Origin of the sequence: Polaromonas sp. CG_9.5 (assembly GCF_035984465.1) — a bacterium.
GTDB lineage: Bacteria > Pseudomonadota > Gammaproteobacteria > Burkholderiales > Burkholderiaceae_C > Polaromonas.
This window is the reverse complement of sequence record NZ_JAXCHR010000002.1, coordinates 133,332-150,819: the sequence shown is the minus strand read 5'-3', so window position 1 is coordinate 150,819 and position 17,488 is coordinate 133,332. Positions and strand designations below refer to the sequence as shown.

Annotated in this window: 16 protein-coding genes; 5 read left to right on the top strand and 11 right to left on the bottom strand. The window is 63.0% G+C overall.

All coding sequences use genetic code 11. The features are described 5' to 3' along the window. Positions 1 to 35: 35 nt before the first annotated feature. From RCH06_RS02190 to purU, 6 genes are all read right to left on the bottom strand, one after another. Positions 36 to 1,034 (bottom strand): LacI family DNA-binding transcriptional regulator, encoded by a 999-nt coding sequence (locus tag RCH06_RS02190; protein ID WP_327079796.1) that lies wholly within the window; start codon positions 1,032 to 1,034, stop codon positions 36 to 38. A gap of 224 nt (positions 1,035 to 1,258) precedes the next feature. Next, positions 1,259 to 1,984 (bottom strand): LrgB family protein, encoded by a 726-nt coding sequence (locus RCH06_RS02185; RefSeq protein WP_327079795.1) that lies wholly within the window; start codon positions 1,982 to 1,984, stop codon positions 1,259 to 1,261. Next, the gene (locus RCH06_RS02180) at positions 1,977 to 2,363 is read right to left on the bottom strand and encodes a CidA/LrgA family protein (RefSeq protein WP_327079794.1); all 387 of its coding nucleotides are present in this window, start codon (positions 2,361 to 2,363) and stop codon (positions 1,977 to 1,979) included. The genes RCH06_RS02185 and RCH06_RS02180 overlap by 8 nt, the downstream gene beginning before the upstream one ends. Before the next feature lie 195 nt (positions 2,364 to 2,558). Then, entirely contained in the window at positions 2,559 to 4,061 is a 1,503-nt protein-coding gene (locus RCH06_RS02175) for an FAD-linked oxidase C-terminal domain-containing protein (RefSeq protein ID WP_327079793.1), read from the bottom strand. Positions 4,062 to 4,324: 263 nt separating this feature from the next. Then, the gene (locus RCH06_RS02170) at positions 4,325 to 5,245 is read right to left on the bottom strand and encodes a LysR substrate-binding domain-containing protein (protein ID WP_327079918.1); all 921 of its coding nucleotides are present in this window, start codon (positions 5,243 to 5,245) and stop codon (positions 4,325 to 4,327) included. A 75-nt stretch (positions 5,246 to 5,320) separates the two neighbouring features. Then, a complete protein-coding gene (gene purU / locus RCH06_RS02165) occupies positions 5,321 to 6,169 on the bottom strand; it encodes a formyltetrahydrofolate deformylase (protein ID WP_327079792.1) in 849 nt (282 codons plus the stop codon). A 137-nt stretch (positions 6,170 to 6,306) separates the two neighbouring features. Here purU and RCH06_RS02160 point away from each other — a divergent pair, with 137 nt between their 5' ends. Next, a complete protein-coding gene (locus RCH06_RS02160; protein ID WP_327079791.1) occupies positions 6,307 to 7,647 on the top strand; it encodes an aspartate aminotransferase family protein in 1,341 nt (446 codons plus the stop codon). A 21-nt stretch (positions 7,648 to 7,668) separates the two neighbouring features. Here the strand turns inward: RCH06_RS02160 and RCH06_RS02155 are convergent, their stop codons facing one another. From RCH06_RS02155 to RCH06_RS02145, 3 genes are all read right to left on the bottom strand, one after another. Beyond that, complete coding sequence (locus RCH06_RS02155; protein ID WP_327079790.1) at positions 7,669 to 8,547, bottom strand: ChaN family lipoprotein; 879 nt, start codon at positions 8,545 to 8,547, stop codon at positions 7,669 to 7,671. 111 nt (positions 8,548 to 8,658) lie between these two features. Then, positions 8,659 to 8,940, bottom strand: coding sequence for a BTH_I0359 family protein (locus RCH06_RS02150; RefSeq protein ID WP_327079789.1), 282 nt, complete (start codon positions 8,938 to 8,940; stop codon positions 8,659 to 8,661). A gap of 85 nt (positions 8,941 to 9,025) precedes the next feature. After that, a complete protein-coding gene (locus RCH06_RS02145) occupies positions 9,026 to 10,201 on the bottom strand; it encodes a DUF3108 domain-containing protein (RefSeq protein ID WP_327079788.1) in 1,176 nt (391 codons plus the stop codon). 263 nt (positions 10,202 to 10,464) lie between these two features. Between RCH06_RS02145 and RCH06_RS02140 the strand changes: the two genes are divergently transcribed. Continuing rightward, positions 10,465 to 11,448, top strand: coding sequence for a fumarylacetoacetate hydrolase family protein (locus RCH06_RS02140; RefSeq protein ID WP_327079787.1), 984 nt, complete (start codon positions 10,465 to 10,467; stop codon positions 11,446 to 11,448). A 14-nt stretch (positions 11,449 to 11,462) separates the two neighbouring features. Here RCH06_RS02140 and RCH06_RS02135 read toward each other — a convergent pair whose 3' ends face one another. After that, positions 11,463 to 11,876, bottom strand: coding sequence for a VOC family protein (locus RCH06_RS02135; RefSeq protein WP_327079786.1), 414 nt, complete (start codon positions 11,874 to 11,876; stop codon positions 11,463 to 11,465). A gap of 380 nt (positions 11,877 to 12,256) precedes the next feature. Between RCH06_RS02135 and RCH06_RS02130 the strand changes: the two genes are divergently transcribed. Further along, a complete protein-coding gene (locus tag RCH06_RS02130; protein WP_327079785.1) occupies positions 12,257 to 13,111 on the top strand; it encodes a PhaM family polyhydroxyalkanoate granule multifunctional regulatory protein in 855 nt (284 codons plus the stop codon). Positions 13,112 to 13,193: 82 nt separating this feature from the next. Then, the gene (locus RCH06_RS02125) at positions 13,194 to 14,486 is read left to right on the top strand and encodes an FIST signal transduction protein (RefSeq protein WP_327079784.1); all 1,293 of its coding nucleotides are present in this window, start codon (positions 13,194 to 13,196) and stop codon (positions 14,484 to 14,486) included. Positions 14,487 to 14,514: 28 nt separating this feature from the next. On the opposite strand, the gene RCH06_RS02120 is transcribed toward RCH06_RS02125, so the two are convergent. Then, the gene (locus RCH06_RS02120; RefSeq protein WP_327079783.1) at positions 14,515 to 15,246 is read right to left on the bottom strand and encodes a helix-turn-helix domain-containing protein; all 732 of its coding nucleotides are present in this window, start codon (positions 15,244 to 15,246) and stop codon (positions 14,515 to 14,517) included. A 156-nt stretch (positions 15,247 to 15,402) separates the two neighbouring features. Here RCH06_RS02120 and RCH06_RS02115 point away from each other — a divergent pair, with 156 nt between their 5' ends. After that, entirely contained in the window at positions 15,403 to 17,352 is a 1,950-nt protein-coding gene (locus tag RCH06_RS02115; RefSeq protein ID WP_327079782.1) for an MFS transporter, read from the top strand. The last annotated feature ends 136 nt before the right edge of the window (positions 17,353 to 17,488 follow it).

The window sequence follows — 17,488 nt, the reverse complement described above, 5'->3', positions numbered from 1 at the left end:
CCTTGCTTGAGGCAGCCCAGCGCGCCTGCGGATTTTCAGGCGCTGGCGCGCTCGATGATTTCAAAGCCGATATCGAGAATCGGCTCCTTCACGCTGCGGCCTTCGGTGCGATCGACGATGTACTGCGCAGCGGTGCGGCCGATGCGCGTGCCGTCGATGCGCACCGTGGTCAGCGCCGGCTCCAGGCTGGCGGCCAGCTCCAGGTCACCCAGCCCCACCACGCCCAACTGCCCCGGCACCGTGATGCCGCGCGCCTGCGCCTCAATCAGCACGCCCAGCGCTTGCAGGTCAGAGCTGCAGAACACCGCATCGGTTTGCGGATACGCGCTCAGGATGGCCGCCAGCCCGGTGCGGCCCGAGTTCAGGGTGGTCGGTGCCTCGACCAGGTGTGTCGGCGCTGGCTCCTGGCCCAGCGTGCGGCTCATGCGTTGGAAACCTTCAATGCGGCGGCGCGCCCGGTCGTCGTTGGCGCTGAGCAGCACCGGATGCCGGTAGCCCCGGCTGTACAGGTAGTGGCAGACGGACTGGCCGATCCGCTCATGCGAAAAACCGACCAGCATGTCAATCGGCGTGGGCGTCAAGTCCCAGGTCTCGACCACCGGAATGCTTGACGCCAGCAGTTGCCGCCGGCCCTCGGGCGAATGCATGATGCCGGTCAGCACGATGCCGTCGGGCCGGCGCCGGATGATGGCGTCAAGCAGGGCGTCTTCGCGCGAGGTGTCGTAGCCGCTTTGGCCAATCATCAGCTGGTAGCCGCGTTCTTCCAGCGCCTGACTCAAGGCGCGCACGGTTTCCTGAAACACCGGGCCGACCAGCGTGGGCAGCACCGCCGCCACCAGCTTGGCTTTGGACGAGCGCAGGCCGCGCGCCATGCCGTTGGGCACAAAGCCGGTGCGGGCGATGACTTCGCGCACTTTGGCCAGTGCTTCGGGCGAGACTTTTTCCGGGTGGTTGAGCGTGCGCGAGACGGTCATGGCCGACACCCCGGCCAGCCGGGCAATATCGTGAACAGTAAAACCCGGCGATTTTTTCATGGAGCAGCAGCGTGAAGAACAGGCACGGAAATGGCCTGCACGCATGATACCGGCCCTCCCTGCGCAAAGCGCGCCAGGTTATGCACTAAAACAGGCTTTTGCGCATATCCGGCGTGTGCTGAAAGCTATTAATTAAATAGCATTGTGATCAAGAAGAATCCACGCAGGCGTTGTGTGTTGCGCGGCTTCATTCATGGCAAGCGCATCGGGCCATTGAGCCGTGCTTAAAACAGCCGGTAAACCAGCGGAATCAGCAGCGACGCCAGCACCACCTGCAGGCCCAGCGCCAGTCCGGCATACGCGCCGGCGTCCGCATTCACCTGCATGGCGCGGGCGGCACCAATGCCGTGCGATGCCGTTCCCAGCGCAAACCCGCGCGCTGCCCAGCCTTGCGTATCTTTGGGGATGCGCAAGAGCGCAAACAGGTACTTGCCACAGAGCGCGCCGACCAGCCCGGTAATCACCGCAAACACGGCTGCCAGCGCCGGAATGCCGCCGATCTGCTCGGCAATGCCCATCGCCACCGGGGCGGTGACTGATTTGGGCACCAGCGAAAGAATCAGCTCCGGCGGCAGGCCGAACCACTTGCCCAGCAGCAGCGACGAGCCTGCCGCTACGCTGCCGCCGGCGAGGGCCGCTATCAGCAGCCGGCCCCAGCGCTGGCGCAATTCGGCGCGGCGCAGCCACAGCGGCCAGCCCAGCGCCACCACCGCCGGGCCGAGCAGGAAATGAATGAACTGCGCGCCGGCAAAATAAGTCGGGTAGGGCACGCCGGTGGCCAGCAGCGCACAGGCCAGCGTAATGACCGACCACAGCACCGGATTGGCCCACGGCGCATGGCCGGCCCGCAGGTAGGCCGCATGCGCCAGCACATACACCACCAGCGTCGCCGTCAGGCCAAACAGCGGCGTTGCCGAAAGGTAGACCCAGAGTTGGACAAAATCAGACATCGGCATCTTTTCCCTGCATATGGGGCGGCGCTTGAACCAGGTTTTTGTCCCTCAGCAGATGAAGACTCAGCGCCGTGACCGCCAATCCGGCCAGGGTAGACAGCACCACCACGGCCAGCATGCGAACGCCGTACTGGCTGACGAGCGAAAGATGCGTCATCACGCCCACGCCCACCGGCACAAACAGCAGCGAAAGGTGCGACAGCAAAAAATCAGCGCACTGCGACACTGGCGTTTGCACCGCAGGCCAGCGCAGCGCCAACAGCAGCAGCACCATGCCAATGACCGGGCCGGGCAACGGCAAACCCAGCCCGCGCGCCATCAATTCACCCGCCGACTGAAAGACAAGCAGCCACGCCATTCCGCGCAAGGCATTCATCGCACCGATTCCTTGGTAAATATTAAATTCACGTTCGTCATTCCCGCGAAGGCGGGAATCCAGCAACACGGACTGAAAAGTTCTAGCAAGTCTGGACACCCGCCCCCGATCAGGTCGAGGGCAGGCTCTTCGCTGGCATGACGCAGGGAGGTGATGGCTGACTGCATTTTTTCCGGGTCAACGGCGCAGCAGGTTTCAAAAACGCGGCAAATCAGGATGCGAGATTTTGCCACCGCGCACCAGCATTTTTCCGTACTCCGCGCAGCGGTTCAGCGTCGGGATCACCTTGCCCGGATTGAGCAGGCCTTTCGGGTCAAACGCCCGCTTGACGCCAAACATCTGCTCGTTTTCTTCGGCGGAGAACTGCACGCACATCGAGTTGAGCTTTTCCACGCCCACGCCGTGTTCGCCCGTCACCGTGCCGCCCATCGCCACGCTGGTTTCCAGGATGTCGGCACCGAACAATTCGCAGCGGTGCAACTGGTCGGCGTCGTTGGCGTCAAACATGATCAGCGGATGCAGGTTGCCGTCGCCCGCATGGAACACGTTGGCGCAGCGCAGGCCGTACTTGATTTCCATCCCGGCAATCGCCAGCAAAATGTCGGCCAGTCGTTTGCGCGGAATCGTCGAGTCCATGCACATGTAGTCGGGGCTGATGCGGCCCGACGCCGGAAAGGCATTCTTGCGGCCGCTCCAGAAGCGCAGCCGCTCGGCTTCGTTCTGGCTGACGGTGATGGCCGTGGCGCCGTAGCGCGCCAAGACCGCGCTCATGCGGCCGATTTCTTCCTCGACTTCTTCCGGCGTGCCGTCGCTTTCGCACAGCAGGATGGCGGCGGCGTTCAGGTCGTAGCCGGCATGCACAAAGTCCTCGACCGCAGCTGTCATGGGTTTGTCCATCATTTCCAGCCCGGCCGGAATGATGCCGGCGGCAATCACGCCGGCCACCGCGTCGCCGGCCTTGCGTAGGTCGTCGAAGCTGGCCATGATGCAGCGCGCCAGTTGCGGCTTGGGAATCAGCTTGACGGTGACTTCGGTGGTCACGGCCAGCATGCCTTCACTGCCGATGACGATCGCCAGCAGGTCGTAACCGGGCGTGTCCAGCGCATCGCTGCCGAATTCGACCTCGTCGCCTTCAATGGTGAAGCCTTTGACCTTCAGCACGTTGTGTACTGTCAGGCCGTATTTCAGGCAATGTACGCCGCCCGAGTTCTCGGCCACGTTGCCGCCGATGGTGCAGGCGATCTGGCTGGACGGGTCGGGTGCGTAATACAGGCCGTACGGCGCGGCGGCCTCGGAAATTGCCAGGTTGCGCACCCCGCCTTGCACCAGCGCCGTGCGGCTCGTCGCATCGACTTTTAAAATCTTGTTGAACTTGGCCAGCGACAGCGTCACACCCAGCCGGTGCGGCATCGCGCCGCCCGACAGCCCGGTGCCCGCGCCGCGCGCCACCACTGGCACATCAAGCGCATGGCAGGCCTTGAGCACTGCCTGCACCTCGGCATAGGTTTCGGGCAGGACGACCACCAGCGGCCGCTCGCGGTAAGCCGTCAGCCCGTCGCATTCGTAGGGCGTGGTGTCTTCGCTGTTCCAGAGCAATGCGTGGCCAGGCAGCACGGCCTCCAGGGCGCGCACGACTTGCCTTTGGCGCTCAGTGCGTTCAAGCGAAGAGAGATGCTGGGAAGAGGCGGGTGCGTTCATGGTCGTGTTCCATCAGTGAAACCAGACTTTAGTCCAAGCCGCCCGCGCCGGAGTGAAGATTTTTAAAGGCCGGCGTGAAATGCGGCGTGGGGCTGGAGCGGAAATTGGCGGCGTATTGACCGGCATTGCCAGAAATCAACTTGCTATTTTATTAATAGCTGCTTGCGCTCGACCATATTGCACAAGAGGTTTATTTGATGCATAAAAGCGTTCCCGAGACGCTTTGCAGGCCGCCCGCGTCGCGGTAGCGGGCCCATCAGGCGCTAGACCAGGCTTTTGCGCAGCCAGTCGGCAAATGCTGCGCATTCCCAGCGATCCATCGTGCCGGTGCGCCAGCACAAATAGTGCGCATGCGGGCTGGGCACCTTGCGGCTGAAAACTTCGTTGGTGTCCAGCCGCACCAAAGAGCCGTTTTCCAGCCACGGCGCGCCGAGTTTGAGGCGCACCAGCGCAATGCCCATGCCGGCGGCCGCGCAGTCGCACATCAGGCCCACGTCGTTGAACTGCGAACCTTCGACCGGCTCGGGCCAGTCCAGCTTGTTGGCGGCAAACCAGGTGCGCCACGGCTCCAGCGGCGAGCGCAGCAGGTTTTCGCCGAGCAGGTCTTCGGCCGTGTCAAACGGCCCGTGTTCCCGTAAAAAGGTCGGCGAAGCCAGCGGCGTCACTTCGTCATCAAGCAGGCAGACATGCTCCAGGTCGGCATAGCGCCCGGTGCCAAAACGCACGATCAAGTCCGAATCTTCAGCCACCACGTCGAGCAGCGGAATCGACACCTGCAGCGTCAGGTCAATCTCGGGATAGGCTTCGGTGAACTGGCGCAGGCGCGGAATCAAAATCGAGCGTGCAAAGGTCGGCGTGACCGCTAGGCGCAGCTTGCGCTTGCCCGGCGTGGCGCTCTGGCCGGCAGTGCCCGGAAACTTTTGCAGCGTGGCCAGGCCTTCGCGCACATGCGCCAGGTATTCGCTGCCTTCGGTCGTCAATGAAAAATCGGCCCGGCCAAACAGCTTGGTGCCGATGATCTGCTCCAGCTGCTTGACGCGGTGGCTGACCGCGCTGGGCGTGACGCACAACTCTTCCGCTGACAACGTAACGCTGCGCAGCCGCGCCAGCGCTTCAAACGTCAGCAGGCACTGGATGGGCGGAATGCGCTTGGCGGCTGCGCTGGGCACTGCGTAGGCCTCCATCGGCACAGGGCCGCGCACAAAGGGCGGCACGCCGGTCTGGGTGGAAGGAGTTTCAGCAGTTGCCATGCGGTGCGCCTATTTGAAAATCACGGTTTTGTGGCCGTTCAGCACCACCCGGTGTTCGCTGTGCCATTTGACGGCGCGTGCCAGCACCTGGCTTTCGGTGTCGCGGCCCATCGCCGTCAGGTCTTCCACCGTCTTGCCGTGGTCGGCGCGCGCCACGTCTTGTTCGATGATCGGGCCTTCGTCCAGGTCAGCCGTCACGTAATGCGCGGTGGCGCCGATCAGTTTGACGCCCCGGTCGTGCGCCTGGTAGTAGGGTTTTGCCCCCTTGAAACTCGGCAGGAAAGAGTGGTGGATATTGATGGCCCGGCCCGCCAGCTGCTTGCACAGGTCGTTCGACAAAATCTGCATATAGCGCGCCAGCACGACCAGCTCGGCCCCTTCAGATTCGATGATTTCCAGCTGTTTGGCCTCGACCTGCGCCTTGGTGGCGGTGGTGACGGGCAGGTGATGAAACGGGATGTTGTAGCTCGCCGCCAGCTGGTAAAACTCGCGGTGGTTGGAAATGATGGCGCGCACGTCGACTGGCAGCAGGCCCGACTTCCAGCGAAACAGCAGGTCGTTCAGGCAGTGGCCTTCCTTGCTGACCAGAATCACCGTGCGCATCGGCTGGCTGCTATCGTGCAGTTTCCAGTTCATCTGGAACGTCTCGGCAAACGTGGCCAGACGGCTTGACAGCTCTGCGTGCGTCAGCGTGTCGCAGGCAAACTGCACGCGCATGAAAAACAGGCCCGTGCCCTGGTCGTTGTATTGCGCAGCTTCTTCAATATTGCCGCCATGCTCGAACAGAAAGCCCGATACGGCATGCACGATGCCCCGGCGGTCGGGGCAAGAGAGGGTCAGAACATAAGCGTGATTCATAGGGGGTGAATTGTCGCAGGTGGCGCGCGGCGGTTGGGCTTTTGGCGGGCTTGTTGCCGCGCCCGGCGCCTGGGGTGCCAGAATGCAGATTCGTCTTGCATTCGCCCGCTTCACCTTTTTGCATTCAGGAGACCGACATGGCTTATCAGAACTTCAACATGGACCACCAGTGGCTGCCGTTCACGCCCAACCGCAGCTTCATGAAAGACCCGCGCATCTTCGTCGCTGCCGACGGCATGCATTTCACAACGCATGATGGCCGGCAGGTGATTGACGGTATTTCCAGCCTGTGGTGCGTCACCGCCGGCCATAACCGCAAACCCATCAACGAAGCCATCAAAAAGCAGCTCGACACGCTGGACTACGCCACCACTTTCCAGGCCAGTAACGACCAGGCCTTCAAGGCCGCCGAAATGATCGCCGACATGGCACCGGGCGACCTGAACAAGGTGCTGTTTTGCAACTCCGGCTCGGAAGCCGCCGACACCTCGCTGAAAGTGGCGCTGGCCTACCACCGGGCGCGCGGCGAAGGCCACCGCAATGTGTTCATTGGCCGCGAGAGGGGTTACCACGGCGTGGGCTTTGGCGGCATGAGCGTGGGCGGCATTCCGGCCAACCGCAAGGTGTACGGCGCGGCCCTGCTGCCGCGCGTGGACCACCTGCGCTTCATCCATGACCCGGTCAACCATGCCTACATTAACGGCGTCGAGCCTGAGTGGACTGAAGACCTGCTGCTGGAGCTGGAAAACCGCATCTTGCCGTTGCATGACCCGAGCAACGTGGCCGCCGTGATCGTTGAGCCGATATCCGGCAGCGCCGGCTGGTATCTGCCGCCCAAGGGCTACCTGAAGCGGCTGCGCGAGATTTGCGACAAGCACGGTATCTTGCTGATTTTTGACGAAGTGATTACAGGCTTTGGCCGCCTGGGTTGCAATTTTGGTGCCGATTACTACGGCGTCGTGCCGGACATGCTGAACTTTGCCAAAGGCGTGACCAACGGCGTGATTCCGCTGGGCGGCGTGATCTGCACCGACCGCATTTACGACGCCATGATGAAGGGCAGCGCCAACAGCCCCGAGTACGCAGTGGAGTTTTTCCACGGCTACACCTATTCAGGCCACCCGGTGTCCTGCGCTGCGGCCATTGCCACGCTGGAATTGTTCCAGCAGGAAAACCTGTTCGAGCGCGCCGGGCAAATGGGCAAGGTGCTGGGCGATGCGATGCACAGCGGCCTGAAGGGGCTGCCCAACGTCATCGGCATCCGCACGCTGGGGCTGGCCGGAGCGGTCGAGCTGGCGTCGGTGGCGGGCGCGCCGGGCAAGCGCGCCTACGACATCTTCATGGAATGCTTCCACAACGGCGTCATGGTGCGGCCTGCCGGCGAGAACGTGGTGGTTTGCCCGCCGTTTATCGTGGAAAAAGAACACATCGACCGCATCGTCAACGTAGTCGCTGACGCGATTCGCAAGCACGCCTGAGCGGGCGCGCTGCCCGCCGGCTTATTTGGCGGCGGGCAGCAACTCCGCTTTCAGCCCCGCGCAGTAGTCTTTGTCCGGCAAGGCCGGGGTCGGCCAGACGCCGTCAAAAGCGTCAGGCCTGTCGGTGGTCGCACCATCGCCAGCGCGCAGTTGCAGGGATTTGGCCTTCACGTCGGCCCGCAGGTGTTGCGGCACGCCCAGCGTGCGGTCGGCATGGCCGTTGCCGGTCAGCAGCACCACGGTTTTACCGGGCAGCAGCAACTGGTGAAGGGTGTCGGCCATCGTGATGTCCTTGGCGATCTGGATGCGTGTCATCGGCGTGATCTGGCTTTCGGGCAGCAAGTTGCAGTGGCCGATGCGGATGCCTTGCTGCTGCGCCTTCAGCGCCGGGCCGGGAAGTTTCCCGTCAAGCTTGGCGTCGCTCATGCTGGCCGGCATCTGCTCGCGCGGCAGGTTGGCACCCAGCACCGGCACGCCGGCGCGCACTGCCGTCATCACGGCCGGCCCGTAAGCCTTCCAGGGCCAGGCTTTGTTGTCCCATTTCAAGGCGTTGCGGGTCTGCACTTCGGTCGCGTTGGGCTGGAGCTTGGCGGTGCTGACGCCGACTTCTGCCATTTCCAGCGCCACGGCCGCCAGCAAGCCCTGGTTGGCCAGGCTGGAGACGATTTGTTGCTCGATTTCCTGGTGCGCGGCGGCGTCATGTTGTTCGCCCACCAGCAACACATCGGCGGGCAGCAGCGCTTCGAGCCGGGTCGTGGTCTGGACGGATGCGCGGCTGCCAGTTTGCTCAAGGATGGGCAGCTGGGGCCGGCCCGCGCAACCCGCTGTCATCAGCGCAGAAAAGGCCGTCACAAGCAAGGCCAAACGGAAGGAAAGAGGGGGGCGGGAAATGAACAGCATGGCTGGATACTAAAGTAAAGCCTGCCCTGCGGCGGGCCGTTTTCAGACTTTTTAGCGGCAACGCCTGCGGCTGCCCGTCAAGTCCCGTTGGCGCACAGAAGCGCGCCTTGCTCAGTGCAGCGAAATCGGCGTTGTGGCCAGGCCGCTGTAGCTCTCCAGCGTGTCTTCAACTTCCTCTTGCGTCGGCGTGTCTTTGGCCCAGGCGCTCAGGCGCAGCTGGAACATTTCTGCCCACGAGCCATCCAGATACACCTCTTTGCCCGAGCGTTTGTCGACAATTTCAAAGCCGTTGCGGGCCAGTTGGGGAATGGCCGGCACCGGGGCGGATTCTTCAGGTGCATTCGCGTGAATCTGCACCACCACAAAAGATTCCGAGTCGTAAAGCAGTTGCATGGATGTGTCCTTTGACAGGGTAGATGGCCACGATGGCGTCAACTTCAAGAGCGGGCAAGCCTGCAGCCGCCACGGCGGGCGGCGTTCAGGGCCGGGTCAGCGTTTTCAGTTCCTGGTCCACAAAATCGCCATTGGCCTGAGTGATTTTGTTGCGCACCGGCAAATATCCCAGCGCCGGGGCATACCAGATTTCAAGCTTCTGGTCGTATTCATGCCGGGGCTTGCGCGAAAGCTTCAGCGTCGCCAGCTCGCCAAACGGCAGGCTCAGGCGCTCTTCGGCTTCCACCAGAAACATCCAGGTGTCAGCATCGCGCGGCCCGACCGTGCGCAGCGAAATCTGGCTGCCCACGGGAAATGCCGCCGGGTTGCCCGCCAGCATGCCGCCCAGCTGCATGAACACGCTCACCCGGTCTTGCGCGCCCTGCGTCCACGGCAAGGTAGGCGTGTTGGCGCTGAAGCTGATCTGGCCCTTGTCAGGCTCGAAATGGGCCGCCACTTCGGTGCGTGACTTGTCGGTAAACCGGCTGGGCGCCAGGCCCTGGTCGCTGACCTGGCCGGTGCTGCTCAGGGTGCGTGAACCGATGAACAGCGCCTTGACCGTCATGCTGGCGTTGTAGACGCTGCCGGTGTTTTGCCAGGCCAGCTCGCCATTGGCGTGATAGGTCAGCCCCTTGGCGCTGCCGGTCATCTTGTAGTCGAGCTGGACGCTGGCGGGCAACGCCATGGCCGTGACGGGCGTTTGGCTGGCGCCGGGCGGCGGGGCAGCCGCAGCGCTGGCCGGGGCGGTGGCGGCGACTACGGTACTGGCGGCGGGATTGGCCGGTGGTTCTGCTTCTGAAACGGCGGGGGTTTCGGGGTCGCCGGCGGGCGTGGCTGGTGCGCTGTCCAGGTCTGAGGACGAGTCTGGCGCGGCGGCTGGCGCTTCGTCAGTACGATTTTCCGGCACGGCTTCTGCTATGGATTCAATAGCTGGTTGCGCCCGTGCAGCCTGCACAGGAGCCACTTTTTTCTTGAAAACAGGCTTTTTTCGGGTCGGCGCAGCGCGTGGCGTGGGCGCGGCAGGCGGCGCAGCGGTTTCTGGTGGCGTCGTCATCGGCGGCACGGCAATGCTGCGCGTCTCAAACGCCGCAACGCGTGGTGAAACCGGCGCGGTCTGCGGGCCGATGTGGGCCGGTTGCGTTTGCAGCAGCACGGCATGCACCCCCAGCACCCCCAGCGCCAGCACGGCCAAAATGCGCCAGGGCGGCGCAGCGCGTGGCATGGCGGAAGAATTTAAGACAGGTAACGGCATCCGGGCTCAGTCCGGCGTGAACTGACGCATGCGGGACGCTGGCGCTGGCGGGACGGGGAGGGCTGGAGTGTTGATGAGGACGTTGGTTTTCATGAAAGCTAAACACCTGGCCCGCTGGCCGCAACCGCCCGGACGCCCGGTCGATTGACGCTGCGCGCCACGGCACAATCTGTGCCTGTCACCCGGCGCGTGGAGCGTTGCACGCCTGGCCCGGCCATTTACCCAGGATTTTGATGAAACTTGCCACTTACAAAGACGCCTCGCGCGACGGCCAGCTGCTGGTGGTGTCGCGCGATCTTTCGAGCGCTCATTATGCGACGGGCATTGCCAACACACTGCAGCAGGTGCTGGACGACTGGCGCTTCATGTCGCCGCAACTGGCCGACCTGTCCGAGCAGCTCAACAGCGGCAAGGCGCGCCATGCTTTTCCCTTTGAGCCGGCGCGCTGCATGGCCCCGCTGCCACGCGCCTACCAGTGGGCCAGCGGCGGCGCATTCATCAGCCACCTAGAGCGCCTGAACCAGGCCGCTGAAGCCAAATTGCCCAGGAATTTTTATGCCGAGCCGCTGATGCACCAAAGCGCCGGCGGCCATCTGCTCGGCCCGTGCGACGAGGTGGAAGTCGCCAGCGAAGCCTTCGGCACCGACTTTGAAGCCCAGATCGCCGTCATCACCGGCGACCTGCCGATGGGCACCAAGCCCGAAGCCGCGCTTGACGGCATCCGGCTGTTGATGCTGGCCAACCAGGTGGTGCTCCGCCAGCTGATGCCTGATGAACTGGCCAGAGGCGCAGGTTGTCTGCAGAGCCGGCCCCTGGCCGCCTTCAGCCCGGTGGCGGTCACGCTTGACGAAACCGGCGGGGCCTGGCGCGAAGGCCGGCTTGACTTGACCCTGCACACCAGCTGGAACGGCCGCAAGGTCGGCCTGTGCGATGCTGGCAGCGACATGACGTTTCATTTTGGACAGCTGCTGGCGCAGCTGTGCAAAAACCGGCCACTGGGCGCCGGCAGCATCGTCGGTTCGGGCGCAGTCAGCAACGCCGACTGGAGCCGTGGCTACAACTCGATTGCTGAAAAGCGCGCCGTCGAAACCCTGGACAACGGCAAGGCCAGCACGCGTTTCATGAAGTTTGGCGACAGCTTGTGCGTCGAAGCCAAGGGGAAAAACGGGCAGTCGGTGTTTGGCGCTATTGACCAGAAAATCGCTTCGCCGGAATAGACACTGCGTGCCTGTCAAGCCGCGTAGAGCGTTTCAAACGAGCGCAAGCCCTTGATTTCAATCGGATTGCCGAACGGATCGTAAAAAAACATCGTCCACTGCTCGCCCGGCAGGCCTTCAAAGCGCACTTGCGGCGCCAGCACAAAACGCGTGTCGGCTGCCTGCAGGCGCGCCGCCATCGCCTGCCAGTCGGGCAGTTCCAGCACCAGTCCAAAGTGCGGCATGGGCACCAACTGGCTGCCGACATGGCCGGTCGCTTCGGTCTTGAACGGCGTGCCCAGATGCAGCGACAGCTGATGGCCGAAAAAATCAAAATCAACCCAGCTGTCGGTGCTGCGGCCTTCGGTGCAGCCCAGCACGCCGGCATAAAAGCGGCGCGCCTGGTCGAGGTCGGTCACGTTAAAGGCAAAGTGAAACAAGCTTTTCATGCCGCCAGCTTATCAGCCCCGGCACACCGTGTGCGCGGCCTCGCGGGTGTGCCTGCAACTAGCGCCAGTGCGTCAACCGCCTGCTTTTCTTTGTGGACAGAATTGAACTAATTGCTATTTAAATAGTAGCTGGTTGCGAAGTGACAGCAAGCGCTTGAGCCTTGTTTGACGTTAAAAACCGGGTGCTGGCCTGCCTGACGCATCGGCTCGGACACACAAGCCAGGTTGCCGGCAAAAAAACCAGTTGACGCGCTGCGGTCACACTGCACAATTGAAACCGTGCGCAGGGGGCTTTCGCGCCTTTTGTGCCACCGGCAAACGGCTGCCAAAGCCCGTTCCGCCCGATGCAATATTGCACAACCCGCCAGGAGACAAACCCCATGAGCAATCCGAACATTCCGTCCTTCCCCGACTTTGGCAAATTGGTGCCCGGCTTTGACTTTTTGCAAAACCTGACCAAGCAGGCTGGCAGCACCGCGCAAGCCATTCCGCAGTTGCCCAACCTGGCCAACTGGATTGCGCCCACGCTCAACGTCGAAGAACTCGACAAGCGGGTACAGGAATTGAAGGCCGTGCAGTTCTGGCTCGACCAGAACGCCGCCGCGCTCAAGGCCACCATCCAGGCGCTGGAAGTGCAGAAAATGACGCTCGCCACGCTCAAGGGCATGAACTTCAACATGGGCGATGTCGCCAATGCCTTCAAGCTCAAGATCGGCGACAGCATGGCCGGCATGCAGCAGTTCGCCGACCAGGCCAAGACTTTTGCCGGTCTCGAAATTCCCGCATCAACTTTCCAGGCCGAAAAAGCCAAAGCCGCCCCTGAACCTGCTCCTGCCAAGGCCGATGCCGATGCCGATGAAGCGCCCGCCGCCACCGGCCTGGCTGACCCGATGCAGTGGTGGGGCGCGCTGACCCAGCAGTTCCAGACCATTGCCGCCGAAGCCATGAAGGAAGTGGCCAAGACCAGCGCGCTGGACGCCACCAAGAACGTCGCCAGCGACATGGCCAAGGACGCCGTGAAAACCGTCACCGACATGGCCAAAGGCATGGCTGAAAGCGCCACCAAAACCATGACCGACGGCGCCCGCGCAGCCAGCAGCTGGGCCAAGCCTGAAGCCGCCAAACCGTCATCGCGGGCTGCGCCCAAAGCGCCTGCGGCCAAAAAAGCCGCTGTCAAGTCAGCGCCCAAGGCCGCTGCCAAGCCCAAAGCTGCGGCCCGAAAAACCACACGCTGAGCTGCGCGATCAAGCCGGGGCTTACCCCCGCGCCAAACCAATCGTTTAGCCTTGTCGGGTTCATGACTCACCGGCATTCTTTATGAAACTTTTCCCCTACGGCCACGCCACCCATCCGCAATGGCAGATGGCCGCTGGCCTGGTGCTGGCGCAGCTGCGCGGCTACCTGGCCTTGCCAGCGTATGCCGGCGCGCCGACGCTGGCGCTCCTCTACATCACCGACCACTATGCCGACGACGCCCAGGAAATCCTAGACCACCTGAGCGCCGAATTGCCCTTCATCACCGACTGGAGCGGCACGGTCGGCGTGGGCATCGCCTCCAACAACGTTGAATATTTTGACGAGCCGGCGCTGGCCGTCATGCTGTGCGAACTGCCGCATGACCATTACCGCGTGTTTTCTGGTGTTTCGCCGTTGCCGCCGGCCCGCAGCGGTGTGTTCAAGGCGCATACCGCACTCGTTCATGCCGATGCCTCAACCCCTGACGTGGCCGAGCTGATCAGCGAAATGGCCGCGCGCACCGACAGCGGCTATGTCTTTGGCGGCCTGGCGTCGAGCCGGCGCAAAACCGTGCAGTTTTCGCTCAGCGGCCACGGCAACTTGAAGGGGCAGGGCGCGGCTTGCGGCGTCTTCAGCGGCGGCCTGAGCGGCGTGGCGTTTGCGCGCGACGCCACCGGCAGCATGGGCCTGATGTCGCGCGTCACGCAGGGTTGCAGGCCGGTTTCAAAGGCCTATGAAATCACCGCCTGCGACGCCAATGTCGTCACCGAACTCAATGGCCAGCCAGCGCTGAAGGTGATGCTGGCCGACCTGGGCGTGTCGCTGGAGCAACCGCGCGAGGCGCTGGCCAAAGTACGCGCCACGCTGGTCGGGCTGAGCCCCGAGGACGACGCGCTCAATGACCGGCCCATACGGCGTGCGGGCCAGTTCGGCGGCGAAGTCCGGGTGCGCCACCTGATCGGGCTGGACCCTGCGCGCCAGGGCATCGCGATTGCCGAAGTGCCCAGCGTCGGCATGAAGCTGGCTTTTTGCGAACGCAACGCCGAAGCCGCGCGCGCCGACCTGGTGCGCATTTGCGCCGAAATCCGCGAAGAGCTGGAGCCCGAATCGCTCACGCTGGAAGTGGCCAGCGCCCTGAACCTGCCCGAGGAACAGTCCGCGCCGCACCCGGCACGGCGCATTGCCGGCGCCGTTTACGTCAGCTGTTCCGGACGCGGCGGGCCGCATTTTGGCGCGCCCAGCGCAGAAATGCAGATCATCCGGCGCGCCTTGGGCGACGTACCGCTGGTCGGTTTTTTTGCCGGCGGCGAGATCGCCCGCAACCAGCTCTATGGCTATACCGGCGTGTTGACGGTGTTCACGGCGCTGGATTGATGAGCTGCAACACGGGCTGTGCAATAGCTCAGCGCCGCAAGGCCGCAAACGCCTCAAACTCCCAGCCTCGCATCGCCAGCAGCAAGGTGTAGCCTTCGCGGTCTTTGTTGGCCAGCTTCTGGTCGGCCTGGTGCTGCTGGGCAAAGTCTTGTGCCACGCGCTGCATGCGTTCCATGAAAGACGGTGCCAGGCTGCGGCTGATCGCGCCGTGGACCAGCAGCAGGCCTTCGCCCGCGCCGTCGAATCCGCCTGAAAAATAGTCGAGCAGGGCGTTTTCACGAAAGTAATCCATCACCGGGCCGTGCGCGCGCCAGCGAAACGTCTTGGCCAGCTTGAGCCGGTAGCGGTTCAGCGGCTTGAGCTCGATGATGCCGATGCGGTCCAGCTGCACCAGGTAGCCGATGCATTCGGCTTCGCTCAAGCGGTAGCTGCCGGTGATTTGCTCCAGCGTCCACTGCGACAGCACGCAGATGGCGGCCAGCATGAGTTTTTTGTCGGCCACTACGGCTTTTTCCTGCGCTTCGGTCAGTTGGGCCAGCAGCGGCTGCGCGTCGGCGACGCGCCGGGCCAACTCGGCAAAGTCCATTTTCAGCGCGCGGCAAATCGCGTCAATGCGCGACAGCGGCATGTCGCCCTTGGTCAGCATGCGTTTGACGCTTGACTCGGCCATACCCAGGGCCACGGCCAGGTCGGCATACGTCATGCGGGCTGTTTTCAGCTCCTGCTTCAACAGGGTGACAAGGTCGGCGGTGGTGCTCATGGGTATCGATTATCAATACCCGGCGTTTGAAATGGCGCGACTGTGCGGGGCAGCGCCAGAGCGGCCGAAAATTCAGGGCAGAATCCGCATCAGCTTTGAAAGCCCGCGCCCGCCGCCCTGTCCCCGCGCGCCGCTAACACCCCCCAGGAGCCCTAAATGAGCGTTGAGATGTCCCCGCCGCCCGCGTCTGCGCATCCCAACCAGTTCGCCCTGCTCGGGCAGCGCCGCTTTGCGCCTTTTTTCTGGACGCAGTTTGCCGGTGCGGCGAACGACAACCTGTTCAAGTTCGCCTTCACCGTGATGGTCACCTACCAGCTCAGCGTCAGCTGGCTGCCGCCTTCGCTGGCCGGACTGGTGATTGGCGCGCTGTTTATCCTGCCCTTTCTGCTGTTTTCAGCCACCAGCGGGCAGCTCACCGACAAGTTTGAAAAAACCCGGATGATCCGCTTCGTCAAGAACCTCGAAGTGGTGATCATGCTGATTGCCGCCGTGGGCTTTACCAGCGGCAACATCAATGTCCAGGTGCCGGTGTTGCTGGGCTGCACGTTTTTGATGGGGCTGCATTCAACGCTGTTCGGCCCGGTCAAGTTTGCTTATTTGCCGCAGGCGCTAAGCGAGCGTGAGTTGACCGGCGGCAACGGCATGGTCGAGATGGGCACGTTTGTCGCCATCTTGCTGGGCAACATCGTCGGCGGCCTGATGGTCGCCGTGCCCGCTGTGGGGCCGCATTACGTCGCGCTGGCGTGCGTGGCGCTGGCACTGGTGGGCCGGGCTGTAGCGCAGTTCATTCCGCAAGCACCGGCGACCGACCCGGACTTGCAAATCAACTGGAACCCGGTCACGGAAACCTGGCGCAACCTGAAACTGGCGCACGGCAACATCGTGGTGTTTCGCTCCATGCTGGGCATCAGCTGGATGTGGTTTTTTGGTGCGGTGTTTTTGAGCCAGTTCCCGAGCTTTGCCAAGGAAGTGCTCCATGGCGACGAGCATGTCGCTTCGTTGCTGCTGGTGGTGTTTTCCATCGGCATTGCCACCGGCTCGCTGCTGTGCGAGGTGCTGAGCCGGCGCCATGTCGAGATTGGCCTGGTGCCGCTGGGCGCGATTGGCATGAGCGTGTTTGCGGTGGACTTGTACTTTGCCGCGCGCGGCTTGCCGCCGGCTGACCTCATGAGCGTGGGTGTTTTCATGGCCCAGCCGGCGCACTGGCGCGTGATGATTGACCTGGCGCTGCTCAGCCTGTTTGCCGGTTTGTACAGCGTGCCGATGTATGCCTTGATCCAGCTGCGTAGCCAGCCCACGCACCGCGCCCGCATCATTGCCGCCAACAACATTTTGAATGCGCTGTTCATGATCGTCAGCGCCATCCTGGCTGGCGCGCTGCTGAAAGCCGAGTTCAGCATTCCGCAGATTTTCCTGCTGGTCGGGCTGGCCAATGCGGTGGTGGCGTTTTATATCTTCATGCTGGTGCCCGAGTATTTGCTGCGCTTCGTGGCGCTGATGCTGTCGCGCTGCATTTACCGCTTCAGGGTCACGGGCGACGAGAACATTCCGGCGCAGGGCGCGGCGGTGCTGACCTGCAACCACGTCAGCTTCATTGACCCGGTGCTGCTGATGGCGGCCAGCTCGCGGCCCATTTACTTTTTGATGGATCACCGGATTTTCAAGATGCCGGTGCTGGGCTGGCTGTTCCGGCTCGCCAAGGCGATTCCGGTGGCACCGCGCGCCGAAGACCCGGCGGCCTACGAAGCGGCTTTTGAAGCCGCCGCCCAAGTGTTGCGCGATGGCGATTTGCTGGCTATTTTCCCTGAGGGCGGTATCACCCAGAACGGCGAAGTCCAGACCTTCAAGGGCGGCATCATGAAAATCCTCGACAACGCGCAGCGCGACGGCCTGCAAGTGCCGGTGATTCCGATGGCGCTGACCAATTTGTGGGGCTCGTTCTTCAGCCGGGTTGAACGCGTCGATGGCAAGAACGTGGCGATGGTGCGGCCTTTCCGGCGCGGCATGTTCAGCCGCGTGGGGCTGAACGCTGGCACCGCCCTGTCGAGCGCCGAGGTCAGCCCTGCGGTATTGCAGACGCGCGTGGAAGCGCTGATGAAGGCTTGAGGGTATCGTTTTTCGGTACTTTTAGCGGCTTTCCATGAAACTCCAGCCTTATCGGGCCAGGTTTCTGCGCCACTGGGGCACATTCGGATCAGTTTCAGCCGAAACGTTGCCACGGAGAAAAATCTTGAAAACCTTG